This window comes from Variovorax sp. 3319 (assembly GCF_031456585.1).
GTDB classification, from domain to species: Bacteria; Pseudomonadota; Gammaproteobacteria; order Burkholderiales; family Burkholderiaceae_C; genus Variovorax; species Variovorax paradoxus_P.
The window spans coordinates 437,227-450,349 of sequence record NZ_JAVDUZ010000001.1; the positions used below are offsets into that span (position 1 = coordinate 437,227).

Annotated in this window: 9 protein-coding genes; 7 read left to right on the forward strand and 2 right to left on the reverse strand. The window is 66.4% G+C overall.

The annotated features are described in order from the left end of the window. Window positions 1–10: 10 nt before the first annotated feature. On the reverse strand, window positions 11–2,857 hold the full coding sequence (gene ppc / locus J2X67_RS02110) for a phosphoenolpyruvate carboxylase (RefSeq protein ID WP_309950061.1): 2,847 nt from the start codon (window positions 2,855–2,857) through the stop codon (window positions 11–13). A gap of 81 nt (window positions 2,858–2,938) precedes the next feature. Between ppc and hemC the strand changes: the two genes are divergently transcribed. Genes hemC through J2X67_RS02130 form a run of 4 tightly spaced genes read left to right on the forward strand, consistent with a single transcriptional unit; the run spans window position 2,939 to window position 7,039 of the window. Then, a complete protein-coding gene (gene hemC, locus J2X67_RS02115; protein WP_309950063.1) occupies window positions 2,939–3,865 on the forward strand; it encodes a hydroxymethylbilane synthase in 927 nt (308 codons plus the stop codon). Between the two features lie 17 nt (window positions 3,866–3,882). Then, a complete protein-coding gene (locus tag J2X67_RS02120) occupies window positions 3,883–4,665 on the forward strand; it encodes a uroporphyrinogen-III synthase (RefSeq protein ID WP_309950065.1) in 783 nt (260 codons plus the stop codon). Further along, window positions 4,662–5,753, forward strand: a complete 1,092-nt coding sequence (locus tag J2X67_RS02125) for a uroporphyrinogen-III C-methyltransferase (protein WP_309950066.1) — start codon at window positions 4,662–4,664, stop codon at window positions 5,751–5,753. Before J2X67_RS02120 ends, J2X67_RS02125 begins: the two co-directional genes overlap by 4 nt. A gap of 2 nt (window positions 5,754–5,755) precedes the next feature. Continuing rightward, on the forward strand, window positions 5,756–7,039 hold the full coding sequence (locus J2X67_RS02130) for a heme biosynthesis HemY N-terminal domain-containing protein (RefSeq protein WP_309950067.1): 1,284 nt from the start codon (window positions 5,756–5,758) through the stop codon (window positions 7,037–7,039). A 128-nt stretch (window positions 7,040–7,167) separates the two neighbouring features. On the opposite strand, the gene J2X67_RS02135 is transcribed toward J2X67_RS02130, so the two are convergent. Further along, window positions 7,168–10,401: an Rne/Rng family ribonuclease gene (locus tag J2X67_RS02135; RefSeq protein WP_309950068.1), complete on the reverse strand. Its 3,234-nt coding sequence runs from the start codon at window positions 10,399–10,401 to the stop codon at window positions 7,168–7,170. A 559-nt stretch (window positions 10,402–10,960) separates the two neighbouring features. Here J2X67_RS02135 and J2X67_RS02140 point away from each other — a divergent pair. The 3 genes from J2X67_RS02140 to J2X67_RS02150 are packed head-to-tail and all read left to right on the forward strand — an operon-like array spanning window position 10,961 to window position 13,123. Then, window positions 10,961–12,073: an RluA family pseudouridine synthase gene (locus tag J2X67_RS02140; RefSeq protein ID WP_309950070.1), complete on the forward strand. Its 1,113-nt coding sequence runs from the start codon at window positions 10,961–10,963 to the stop codon at window positions 12,071–12,073. After that, a complete protein-coding gene (locus J2X67_RS02145; protein WP_309950073.1) occupies window positions 12,066–12,737 on the forward strand; it encodes an HAD-IA family hydrolase in 672 nt (223 codons plus the stop codon). Before J2X67_RS02140 ends, J2X67_RS02145 begins: the two co-directional genes overlap by 8 nt. 14 nt (window positions 12,738–12,751) lie before the next feature. Beyond that, window positions 12,752–13,123: a Rieske 2Fe-2S domain-containing protein gene (locus J2X67_RS02150; RefSeq protein ID WP_309950075.1), complete on the forward strand. Its 372-nt coding sequence runs from the start codon at window positions 12,752–12,754 to the stop codon at window positions 13,121–13,123.

The window sequence follows — 13,123 nt, forward strand, 5'->3', positions numbered from 1 at the left end:
TTCATTCGCATCAGCCCGTGTTGCGCAGGCCAGCCGCCACGCCGTTGATCGAGATGTGAATGCCCCGCTGCAGCCGCTCGCCGCCTTCGCCCGCACGGTAGCGCCGCATCAGCTCGACCTGCAGGTGATGCAGCGGATCGATGTACGGAAAGCGATGGCGCACCGAGCGCTGCATTTCGGCATTGCCTTCGAGCCGCTGCTTTGCGCCGGTAATGAGCGTGAGCGCATCGGAAGTGCGATGCCATTCGGTGTCGATCATCGAGAACACCTTCTGGCGCAGCTTGCGGTCGCCTACCAGTTCGGCGTAGCGCGATGCCAGGGCAAGGTCGCTCTTGGCGAGCACCATGTCCATGTTGGAGAGCAGGGTGCGAAAGAACGGCCACTGCTCGTACATGCGGCGCAGCAGCGCCACGCGTTCCTTGCGCGCTGCCGGTGTTCCGGCGGATGCCAGGAACTCGTCTACGCCCGAGCCAAAACCGAACCAGCCGGGTATGGTGAGGCGGCATTGCCCCCAGCTGAAGCTCCATGGCACAGCACGCAGGTCGTCGATCTTGTGGCTTGGGTTGCGCGAGGCCGGACGCGAGCCGATGTTGAGTTCGGCAATCTCGCGGATAGGTGTGGAGCCGAAGAAATAGTCGCCGAAGCCCGGGGTTTCATAAACCAGCTTGCGGTACGCCGCCATGCTTGCTGTCGACAGCTCGGAAGCCGCCGAAAGAAAAGTGGCGGGTGCCGACTTGCCCTGCGGCAGCAGCGTGGCTTCGAGCGTGGCGGCCACCAGCGTCTCGAGGTTGCGGCGGCCGATCTCGCGGTTGGCGTACTTCGAGCCGATGACCTCGCCCTGTTCGGTAAGGCGGATCTGGCCGCGCACCGTTCCTGGCGGCTGCGCAAGGATGGCTTGGTAGCTCGGACCGCCGCCGCGCCCCACCGTGCCGCCGCGCCCATGGAACATGCGCAGGCGAATGGGGTTGGTTTTCTTTTTCTTGTTGAGTTCGTCGAACAGCGACACCAGTGCAATGCCGGCGCGGTAGAGCTCCCAGTTGCTGGTGAAGATGCCGCCATCCTTGTTGCTGTCGCTGTAGCCGAGCATCACGTCCTGCTCAGCGCCGGAGCGCTCGATCAGCTGTGCAATGCCGGGCAGGGCGTAGAAGGCGCGAACGATAGGGGCGGCATTGCGCAGGTCTTCGATGGTTTCGAACAGCGGCACGACGATCAGGTCGCAGGTTGCATTGCTGTTCATTGCACCGCGCAGCAGGCCCACTTCTTTTTGCAGCAGCAAGGCTTCGAGCAGGTCGCTCACCGTTTCGGTGTGGCTGATGATGTAGTGGCGGATGGCCGCCGCGCCGTAGCGTGCACGCGCGGTGCGTGCGGCGGCGAAGATCGCGAGTTCACTCTTCGCAAGCGGCGAATATTCGGCATCGGGCACACGCAGCGGGCGTGCGTCGTCGAGCAGCTTGAGCAGCAACTGCTGCTTGGCTTCTTCGGCCAGCGACGCATACGAAGGCTCGATGCGTGCGGTGGCAAGCAGCTCGGCAATCACGGCCTCGTGCTTGTCGGAGCTCTGGCGCAGGTCGACCGTGGCCAGGTGAAAACCGAACACTTCCACCGCCCGGATCAAGGGCCGCAGGCGCGGTGCGGCGAGCACGCTGCCGTGTTTTTCATTGAGCGACTCTTCCACGGTGCGAAGGTCGGCCAGGAATTCTTCGGCTGCGGTGTAGGGGTTTTGCGGCGGCACCGCGTGGCGCGCAGCCTCGCCGCCGGTAAGGTCGCGCAGCGTGGCCGCCAGGCGCGCATACACGCCGGTGAGTGCGCGCCGGTAGGGCTCGTCCTTGCGGTGCTCGCTGGTGTCCGGCGAGCGCTCGGCCAGCGCCTGCATCTCGACCGACACATCCACCAGCGTGGCCGAAAGCGAGAGTTCCCCGCCGAGGTAGTGAACCTCTGTCAGGTAGTGGCGCAACGCCAGCTCGGCCTGTCGGCGCAATGCGTACTCGAGCGTTTCGGCCGTGACGTTGGGGTTGCCGTCCCGGTCGCCGCCGATCCACTGCCCCATGCGCAGGAAGGGGGCGACCGAAGGCACGACGCCGTTCTGGCCCAGTGTCTTTTCCAGGTCGGCATAGACGCGCGGTATTTCGCGCAGGAAGGTGGCTTCGTAATAGCTCAGCGCGTTTTCGATTTCGTCGGCCACGGTGAGCTTGGAGAAGCGCAAAAGGCGCGTCTGCCAGATCTGCGTCACGCGGATGCGCATCTGCGTTTCGTTCTCTGCAAACTCGAGCGGCGTGAGCGCGTCTTTGCCGCCCGCGTAGGCGCTCTGGCGTAGCTTGATTTCGTCGCGCGTGGTGAGCAGCTGCGCAATGGCGCGCTCCGCGTCGAGGATGCTCTTGCGTTGCACTTCGGTGGGGTGTGCGGTGAGCACCGGCGACACATAGCTGTGCGCAAGAGACGCCACCACCTCATCGGGCTTGACGCCGGCCTTGCGAATGCGCGCAAGCGCAGTCTGCAGATCGCCATCGGCGTTCTCGCCGGCACGCTCGGCCTCGGTACGGCGGCGAATCAGGTGCCGGTCTTCCGCCAGGTTGGCCAGGTGGCTGAAGTAGGTGAAGGCGCGAATCACGCGCACCGTTTCGGCCGCGCTCAGGCCCTTGAGCAGGTTCTTGAGAGCGCGGTCGGCCGCATGGTCTGCGTCGCGGCGAAAAGCCACCGAGAGCGTTCGAATCTTTTCGACCAGTGCATAGCTCTCTTCGCCCTCCTGCTCGCGGATGACGTCGCCGAGGATTCGGCCCAACAGCCGGATGTCGTCGATCAGTGGCTGGTCTTCGGCTTGCCGGCGCTTGGCGGGCGCAGGAGTCTTGCTGGCTTTCATTCGATGTTTTTCCTGGACTAGAAAGGAGACGTCGCCTGCGTTGCTGCGGCGCAACATGCTAGCATTCCGGCGGTCTGAAACATGTACTTTTTGGGAGCGATCTTGAGCAACATCGTGATCGCCACGCGCGAAAGCCGGCTGGCCCTGTGGCAAGCCGAACACGTGCAAGCGCTGCTGCAAGAAAGAGGCCACACGGTCAGCCTGCTGGGAATGACCACGCGGGGCGACCAGATCCTGGACAAGTCGCTCAGCAAGGTGGGCGGCAAGGGCCTCTTCGTGAAAGAACTCGAACTCGCCCTGGAGGAGGGCCGCGCCGACATCGCGGTTCATTCGCTCAAGGACGTGCCGATGGATTTGCCCGAGGGCTTTGTGCTGGCCTGCGTGCTGGAGCGCGAAGACCCGCGAGACGCGCTGGTGTCGCCGCGGTATGCCTCGATTGAAGAGCTGCCGCAGGGGGCGGTCGTGGGCACCTCCAGCCTTCGGCGCGTGGTGCTGCTGCGCGCAATGCGGCCCGACCTGCGCATAGAGCCGCTGCGAGGCAACCTGGACACCCGGCTGCGCAAGCTCGACGAAGGCCAGTACGACGCCATCGTGCTGGCGGCGGCCGGGCTCAAGCGGCTTGGCCTGGAAGAGCGCATCCGGGTGGCATTCGATCCCGACACCATGCTGCCGGCCGCAGGGCAGGGCGCACTCGGCATCGAGGTGCGGGCCGACCGTGCCGATCTGATCGCATTGCTCGCGCCTCTGTCGTACCGCAGCGACTGGCTGGCCACCGCCGCCGAACGCGCGGTGAGCCGCTCGATGGGCGGCAGCTGCTCGATGCCGCTGGCGGCGCATGCGCGTTGGCAGGTGGACGGCATGTTGCGCATCGACGCCGCCTGGGGCGACCCCGAAGGAAACGCCCCGCTGGTACGGATTCACGCGCAGGCCGAAGCGGCCGATTTTGCGCAGGCCGGAGCCCTCGGCGAACGAGCCGCCGCCCTGCTGCGCGACGCCGGCGCGCACTGAGCGCGGCCGACAGACAGATGGCTGCCAAGCCCGTCATCGTCACGCGGCCGGCGCGCGAGGCCGCGCAGTGGGTGGGCGACTTTCGGGCTGCCGGATTGGCTGCAACGGCGCTGCCGCTGATCGCCATCGAACCGGCCGCCGATGCTGAACCCCTGCGGGCCGCATGGCGCCGCATTTCGGACTACGCCGCCCTGATGTTCGTGAGTGCGGCTGCCGTCGAGCACTTCTTCCTCTACGCGGAAAACGCAGAAAAGAATGCCGTTGCGCCGGGTCCGCGCTTCTGGGCCACGGGCCCCGGCACGGCGCGCGCACTTCGACGGGCGGGCGTGCCTGAAGAAGCCATCGATGCACCGCCGCCCGATGCCGTGAGCTTCGACTCCGAAGCACTGTGGCAAAGGGTAAGAGCACAGGTCTCGCAAGGCGTGCGCGTGCTGATCGTGCGAGGCGGCGACGCGGCGGGCAACCCCAAGGGGCGCGACTGGCTCGCGAACGAAGTCGATGCCGCGCATGGGTTGCGCGACACCGTGGTCGCTTATCGCCGCCTGCCGCCGGCCTTTGGCGACAACGAGCGCGCGCTGGCACTCGACGGTGCAGAAGGGCGTGCGGTCTGGCTGTTCAGCAGCTCCGAGGCGATAGCCAATCTGCGGCTGGCAATGCCCGAAACAAGCTGGCGGGCGGCCAGCGCGGTGGCAACGCACGCACGCATCGGCGAAGCCGCGCGCGCTGCGGGATTCGCTTCGGTGCGCGTGTGCAACCCCCAGCTTGAGGCGTTGATCGCGTCGATAGAATCCTTCTCATGAGTGCCGCGTCTCCGTCCGACGACTTGTCCCCCCCATCTGCCGCCGCGCCGGTGCCCGCAACGCTTGCGGCGCCGCAGTCGCCGGAAGCACTGGCGGCCGCCGCAAAAACGCTCTCCCGTATCGGCTTCGGCCTGCTGGCTCTCGTGTCGCTGGTGGCCCTGGCAATTGCGATCGCGCTTTGGCAAAAGGTGAGCGGCATGCAAGAGCAGTTGGCGCGCCAGAGCGCGGATGCGCAGGCCCAATCGCTCGAGGCGCGCACGCTCGCGCGGCAGGCAATGGACACCGTGCGCGACACCGCCGCGCGAGCCGCCCTCACCGAAACCCGCGTTGCCGAAGTCGCGCTGCAGCGCTCGCAGCTCGAAGAACTCATGCAAAGCCTCTCGCGTTCGCGCGACGAGAACCTGGTGGTCGATATCGAATCGGCCGTGCGGCTTGCGCTGCAGCAAGCCCAGGTCACGGGCAGCGTGGAGCCTTTGCTGGCGGCGTTGAAGTCCGGCGACCTGCGCATTGCCCGCGCCGCGCAGCCGAGGCTCGCGCCGCTGCAGCGTGCCATGCAGCGCGACGCCGACCGCCTGCGCAGCAGCGCAAGTGCAGACAGCGGCGAGGCGCTGCAAAAGCTCGACGAGTTGATGCGCAGTGTTGACGATCTGCCGCCGCTCAACGCGGTCGCCATGCGCGGCTCCGGCCTCAACGCGTGGCAACCCGAGCCGATTCCGGCCGATGCGGCCTGGTGGGAGCGGGCGCTGTTGACGGTGCGCGCCGAACTGCGGTCGCTGGTGCGCGTTGGCCGCATCGAGCGCCCCGAAGCTGTGCTGCTGGCGCCAGACCAGACCTATTTTCTGCGCGAGAACCTCAAGCTCAAGCTGCTCAATGCGCGGCTTTCATTGCTGTCGCGCCAGGTGGATGCCGCGCGCACCGACCTCGCTACGGTTTCCGCATCGCTGAACCGCTATTTCGATCCCGCGTCGCGGCGCACGCAAGCGGCCGCCACGCTTTTGCAACAGCTCCAGTCACAGGTGAGATCCTCCGAGCCTCCGCGCATCGACGACACGCTGGCCGCGCTGGCAACCGCAGCGGCAGGGCGCTGATCATGCGGGCAGCACTCTGGCTTCTGGCGCTGTTCGCCATTGCCGCGGCGGTGGCGCTGTTCGCGGGGAACAACCAGGGCACCATCACCGTTTTCTGGCCCCCTTGGCGCGTCGATCTCTCGCTCAACCTGGTGCTGGTCATTTTGCTGGGCGCCTTCGTCCTGCTGCATCTTGCGTTGCGGGGCCTTGCGGCGCTTTTCTCTCTTCCGACCCAGGCTCGGCAGTGGCGGCTGCAGCAAAAGGAGCGCACCCTGCATTCGGCTTTGCTCGATGCAATGGTGCAACTGCTGTCAGGCCGTTTCTCGCGTGCGCGCAAGGCTGCACAAGCTGCACTGGTGCAAGAAAAAACGCTGTCCGCCCTCGGAGCCGACCTGCCGCAGGCGCAGCAGGTTCGGGTGATCTCGCATTTGCTGGCCGCCGAGAGCGCGCAGGCGTTGCAAGACCGGCCGGCGCGCGATGCCCATCTGCAGCAGGCGCTCAACGAAAGCGTCGACCGGACAGTGCTCGCCAGCCCCGAGACGCGCGAGGGCGTGCAGCTGCGCGCCGCTCGCTGGGCACTTGAAGACCACGATCCCGCAGGCGCACTGGCCCGGCTCGAAGAGCTGCCCCAGGGTGTGCAGCGGCGAACGCTGGCGCTGCGCATTCGGCTGAAGGCGGCCCGCCAGGACCGGCGCACGCTTGAAGCGCTGGAAACCGCACGCCTGCTCGCCAAGCACCGGGCCTTTTCCGACGCTGCGGCGCAGAGCATCGTGCGCGGCCTGGCCACCGAACTATTGGGCAGTGCGCATGACCCGGCGCAATTGCTTCGCGCCTGGGGTGAGCTTGATGCCACCGAGCGCGAGATGCCAGAGGTGGCAATTCACGCCGCCCAGCGAATGGTGGCCTTGCGCGGCGATCTTGCCTTGGCCCGCGGCTGGCTGCTGCCCGCATGGGAACGCATGGTCTCGCAGCCGCGCGGCCTGGGCGACGCATTGCGCGTAAGGCTGGCACGCGCGCTCGAGGCGGGGCTCGATTCGGTGGATGCCGATTGGCTTGCCCGCATTGAAACGGCGCAACGCAACAACCCGAGCGATCCCAACCTGCAATACCTTGCCGGCATGGCCTGCATGAAGCGGCAGCTGTGGGGCAAGGCCCAGCAGTTGCTCATGCAAGCGGGCCTGGGTTTGCAGGACACGGAGCTTTATCGCCGTGCATGGCTTGCGCTGGCCGAACTGGCCGAGGCCCGTGGAGACGCGGAGCAGGCTGCAGCAGCGTGGAAGAGGGCTGCGCAGGTCGAGAAGGCCTGAGCATTTGCTTGCGGCGTAGCGGCTGCTGCGGGTCGTTGTTGCAGGCAGGTATCCCTTCGTTCCCCATAAAAAAACGGCGCCAATTGGCGCCGTTTTTATTGCTGTCAGGCCCGAGGGCCTGAGCGTCTTCAGTTCACGCCTTGAGCGTCGGTCGATGCCTTCTCGAATGGCAGCGTCATCGCGCTGAGTTCGCGGCGAGTTTCAACCAGCACCAGCGGACCTTCGTCGAGCGTGATTGCGGGCGGGCGTTCGCGCGGCACGTGCACCGGCTTTGGCTCGGCCGCAATGGCTGCGCGGGCCTGCGCGATGCGCTCGGCGTCCGAGTTGACCCACTGCAGACCCGAGCTCTCGGCGATTTGCGCGAGTTCGTTCAGCGGCAGTTCGAAGGGCTGCACCTTCGGCAGCAGGGCACGGCCGTTGGCGGCGGGCTTGCTGCCGGTGCTCTTCTCGACGGCGATGGGCGCCACGACGGGTGCGGGAGCGAGGTTTGCCGCCGGTGCAACAACTTCCACGGGTTCAACGGCTTGCACAGGTGCCACCGGAGCAGCAACGGGTGCAGGCGCCGCTGCAGGGCGGTCGAAGTAGCTCCGCGGTGCGGGTGCACGCGCTTCTTCTTCGGGCATTGCAGTGCGGGCTTCATTGGGCTCGGCCGCGAATGCGTTGTCGGCCGATCCGCCGGCCACGTTGGCTTCGCTTTCGTCGCGCGGTCCGCGTTCACGGCGATCGCGGCCGTAACGGTCGCGCGAACGGCCGCGGCGCTCGTCGCCTTCACGGCGCGGTGCCTGCTCGTTGGCATTGCCTTCGCCTTCAGCGCCTGAAGCGATGGCATTGGTTGCCTCGTCGGCAGGTGCCCGTGCTTCGCCCTGTACTTCGCCGTTTGCGAAACGCGGCTGGCCTTCGCCGCGGCGTTCGCGGCGGCCGTCGTTGCGCTCGCCGCGCTGGCCTCGCTCTTCACGGCCGTTGCGCGGTGCGCGTTCGGCTTGCGAATCGTCTTGTGCGGCCGCGTTGTCGCTGCCCGAAGCCTCACGCGGTGCATCGCTGCCATTGCGCTGTTCGCTGCGTTCGCCGCGATCAGCACGGTCGCCGCGCTCGCCACGTTCGCGGCGTTCGCCGCGGGCACGCGGTGCGCGTTCTGCCGAGGCGCCTTCGTCGTTGCCGGCAGTGGCGCCGGGTGCGAGTTGCTGCGCGTCGAGGTTGCCGTCGATCAGTTCGGCCGACACCGGGCGCGCTTCGCGGCCTTCGCCTTCGCGGCGCTCGCCGCGGCCACCACGGCGTTGTTCGCCCTCGCGCGGACCGCGTGCCTCGCGGGGTTCGCGTTGCTCGCGCTGTTCGCGCGGCTGCTGTGCGGCGTCGTTGCGCAGTTCGCTGCTGCGGCCTTCACGGCCTTCACGTCCTTCGCCACGGCGCTCGCCGCCACGGCCGCCGCGGCGTTCGCCGTCGCGGCCGCCGGCGCGTGCACCGTTTTCGCTGCGGCCTTCGCCGCCGCGGCCACCGCGGCGCTGTTCGCCATCGCGGGATCCGCGTGCTTCGCCGTCGCGGCCGCCCCGGCCGCCGTCACGGCGCGCGGGCTTTGGAGCTTCGACCGGAATCACGGCCGGCGCGGGGGCCGGAGCCGGCGTGCCGGCGAACCAGCTCTTGATGCGGGCAAAGAAGCCCATTTCGGCCGGCGCGGGGGCGCTTGCCACTGGCGGCGCGACCGGTGCCGGAGCAACGGCGGGTGCGCGCACTGCTTCGGGCTTGGGAGGCACCACGGGCGCCGGCGCGTCGGGCAGCACGCCCTTGATGACCGGCGTCTGCTTGTTGGTGGGTTCTTGCGAGCGGCGCGTGACGGCCGTCGGATCTTCGATCTCGTCGGCCATCTTGTAGCTGGCTTCGATGTGGTCGAGGCGCGGGTCGTCGTGCTTCAGGCGCTCGAGCTTGTAGTTGGGCGTTTCGAGCGTCTTGTTGGGCACCATCAGCACGGTGACGCGTTGCTTGAGCTCGATCTTGGCGATTTCGGGGCGCTTTTCGTTCAGCAGGAACGATGCCACTTCGACCGGCACCTGAACGTGCACGGCGGCCGTGTTGTCCTTCAGGCACTCTTCCTGGATGACGCGCAGGATTTGCAGCGCGCTCGATTCGGTGTCGCGGATGTGGCCCGAGCCGCCGCAGCGGGGGCAGGGAATCGACGATCCTTCGCTGAGCGCCGGCTTCAGGCGCTGGCGGCTCATTTCCATCAGGCCGAACTTGCTGATCGAGCCGAACTGGACGCGGGCGCGATCCTGGCGCAGCGCGTCGCGCAGGCGGCTTTCGACTTCGCGGCGGTTCTTCGACTCGTCCATGTCGATGAAGTCGATGACGATCAGGCCGCCCAGGTCGCGCAGGCGCATCTGGCGGGCCACTTCGTCGGCGGCTTCGAGGTTGGTGCGGGTGGCGGTTTCTTCGATGTCGCCGCCCTTGATGGCGCGGGCGGAGTTGACGTCGACCGAAACCAGTGCCTCTGTGTGGTCGATCACGATGGCGCCGCCCGAGGGCAGCTGCACGGTGCGGGCATAGGCCGATTCGATCTGGTGCTCGATCTGGAAGCGGCTGAACAGCGCGGCGTCGTCGCGGTAGCGCTTCACGCGGGCGGCATGCTCGGGCATGACGTGCGCCATGAACTGCTGCGCCTGGTCGTAGATGTCGTCGGTGTCGATCAGGATGTCGCCGATGTCGTGATTGAAATAGTCACGAATGGCGCGAATGACGAGCGACGATTCCTGATAGATCAGGAAGGCGCCCTTGCCGCCCTTGGCCGCACCGTCGATGGCGGTCCAGAGCTTGAGCAGGTAGTTCAGGTCCCACTGGAGTTCGGGCGCCGAGCGGCCGATGCCGGCGGTGCGCGCGATGATGCTCATGCCCTTGGGGTACTCGAGCTGGTCCATCGCCTCTTTGAGCTCGGCGCGGTCGTCGCCCTCGATGCGCCGGCTCACGCCGCCGCCGCGCGGGTTGTTTGGCATCAGCACCACATAACGGCCGGCCAGCGAAATGAAGGTAGTGAGGGCCGCGCCCTTGTTGCCGCGTTCTTCCTTCTCGACCTGGACGGTGAGTTCCTGGCCTTCCTTGATGACGTCCTGGATACGTGCCTGATTGGCGGAAACGCCTTCGGCAAAGTATTGCTTCGAGATTTCCTTGAACGGCAGGAAGCCGTGGCGGTCTTCGCCGTAGTCGACGAAACAGGCTTCCAGCGAGGGCTCGACGCGCGTGACGACTGCCTTGTAGATATTGCCCTTGCGCTGTTCGCGCCCTTCGATCTCGATTTCGTAGTCGAGGAGCTTTTGCCCGTCGACGATGGCCAGGCGGCGTTCTTCGGCCTGCGTGGCATTGATCAGCATCCGCTTCATGATGCGTTGTCCTTATATGTATCGTTCTACAGGCCCATGACGGGCCAACGATGCACGGACGACGCCCGCGAAACGAGGGGAATTGCCGCTTGGCCCCGGATGCTGTCACTGTCGCGGCAAGCGCGATCAGGCCTCTTGAGCGTCAGCTCAAGAAGACAGCCGGGGTGGGGGCGCGTGGATGGGCGCGAGCCAGATTCGGTGTTGAGCAGCTATCTTATTGATAGCTGGTTGCGCAATGGTGGCGCGCGGTGCGGATGACTCAATGCCCGAGGCCGCTGGCAAAAGCCAGGTGGGCCAACGCAGGCACAGTTGAATCAGCAGCATCAACACAAGGGACTCGCTTCGATCCGCCGGCAGCTTGGAAGCTGCAGGCTGGGTATTCCGTATCGGTGTTTCGTGGGTGTCGGCTTGACTTGGGCGCAGGGCCTGCCACTTTGCGCAATTGCGCGGGGTTTGCAGTCTCGGCGCCAAAGCGGCATCGACCTCGCAGCGTTGTCCTGGGCGTTTGACTGCAGTGATCTAAACTTCTGTCTAATCAAGCACTTACACGACCGCGCTGGTGAAAAACATTATAGGTGCGAAGCGAAGCCCCGCGGCCGCTCCAAATCCCGCAGTTCCCGATCCCGCAGCTCAAAAAGCCGCGGAGGGTGCGGGGGCGCCGCACGCCTCCATCAAATTCATTACCGTGGATGCAGAATCCGCGGGCCAGCGGCTCGACAACTTCCTGTTTCGGCACCTGAAAGGCGTGCCCAAGACACACGTCTACCGGATCATCCGGTCGGGCGAGGTGCGCATCAACAAGGGGCGGGCGCAGGCTGAAACCCGTATCGAGGTGGGCGACGTGCTGCGGCTGCCACCGGTGCGCATATCTGCCCGCGCCGAAGAAGGCGCCACGCCGCCGGCACCGGCACGCGAATTTCCGGTGCTGCTGGAGGACGATGCGGTGCTTGCCATCGACAAGCCGGCCGGCGTAGCGGTGCATGGCGGCAGCGGGGTGAGCTTTGGCGTGATCGAGCAACTGCGAACCGCCCGCCCGGCCGCGAAGTTTCTGGAGCTCGTGCACCGGCTCGACCGCGAGACCTCCGGCATTTTGCTGGTGGCAAAGAAACGCAGCGCGCTCGTGGCCCTGCAAGACCAGTTCCGCGAACGAGAAACGGGCAAGACTTATCTCGCGCTGGTCGAGGGCGCCTGGCCCGCCAACAAGAAGGTACTGGATGCGCCGCTTGCCAAATACCTGCTGCCAGGCGACGGCGCAGGCTCGGGCGAGCGCCGCGTGCGCGTGGTTGCCAAGGACCATCCCGATGCCATGCGCGCCGTAACATTGGTGCGTGTGCTGGCGCGGCTCACGCTGCCGGGCGATGCCCCGCCTCTGTCATTGCTGGCCGTCACCATCAAGACAGGCCGCACGCATCAGATTCGCGTGCACCTTGCTTCGGCTGGCCATCCGATTGCGGGCGACGACAAGTATGGCGAGTTCGAACGTCAGCGCGCGCTGCAAAAACTCGGCCTCAAGCGCATGTTTCTGCACGCCTGGCGCTTGCAGTTCAACCATCCTGCGACCGGGGAGCGCGTGGCGCTGCAAGCCGGCCTGCCGCCCGAACTGCATGCCTTGATGCCGCCCCAGGCGCTCGAGGCGCTTGACCAACACCCCACTCCCACGGCCAATGACTGATTCTTCCCGCCCCCTGCGCTTCGACCTGATCGCCTTCGATTGGGACGGCACGCTTTACGACTCCACCCGGCTCATCGTGCGCTGCATCCAGGCGGCGGTGATCGACGTCGGCGGCGCCAAGCCGAGCGAAAACGATGCCGCCTGGGTCATCGGACTTGGCTTGGCCGAGGCCCTGGCGCGTGCGGCGCCCGATGTGCCGAAAGAAAAATATGCCGAGCTCGGCGCGCGCTACCGCTACCACTACTTGCAGCACCAGGACGACCTCGTGCTGTTCGACGGCGTGCTCCAGATGATCGACGCCCTGCGGGCACGCGGGCACAAGCTTGCCGTGGCTACCGGCAAATCGCGCCGCGGACTGAACGAGGCGCTGAAGACTGTCGCCCTGCGAGACCGTTTCGACGCTTCGCGCACCGCCGACGAGACATTCGGCAAGCCGCATCCGCGCATGCTGCTGGAACTGATGGAAGAGCTCGATGTGCCAGCCGAACGCACCCTGATGATCGGCGACACCACGCACGACCTGCAGCTGGCGCTCAACGCCGGTTGCGCGAGCGTGGGCGTGAGCTACGGCGCACACGAGCCCGAAAGCTTCGACGAGCTGAAGCCGCTGTTCGTTGCCCATTCGGTGGCCAGCCTCGAGGCGTGGCTCCTGGACAACGCCTGACTGAAAATCCCGTCATGAGCGAAGAAGAGCCGATTCCCCTTTGCAATGCATCGGACTTGGTCGAGGGCAGCCTTGCCGTGCCTTTCGACGTGGTGTACGCCGGCGAAACCTGCCGCGCCTTCGCGGTGCGCTTTGAAGGGCAGCTGCACGCCTACCTGAACCGATGCAGCCACGTGGCCATGGAAATGGATTTCCAGCCCGACCGCTTCTTCGACGATAGCGGCCAGTGGCTGCTCTGCGCCACGCACGGCGCGGTCTACAAGCCGGACACAGGCGAATGCGCCGGTGGCCCGTGCCGCGGCGGCCTGGTGAAGATCGCCCTCAGCGAACGTGACGGCGTGGTGCACTGGCATACTGCCTGGAACCTCCATCCCCTGACCTTTTGA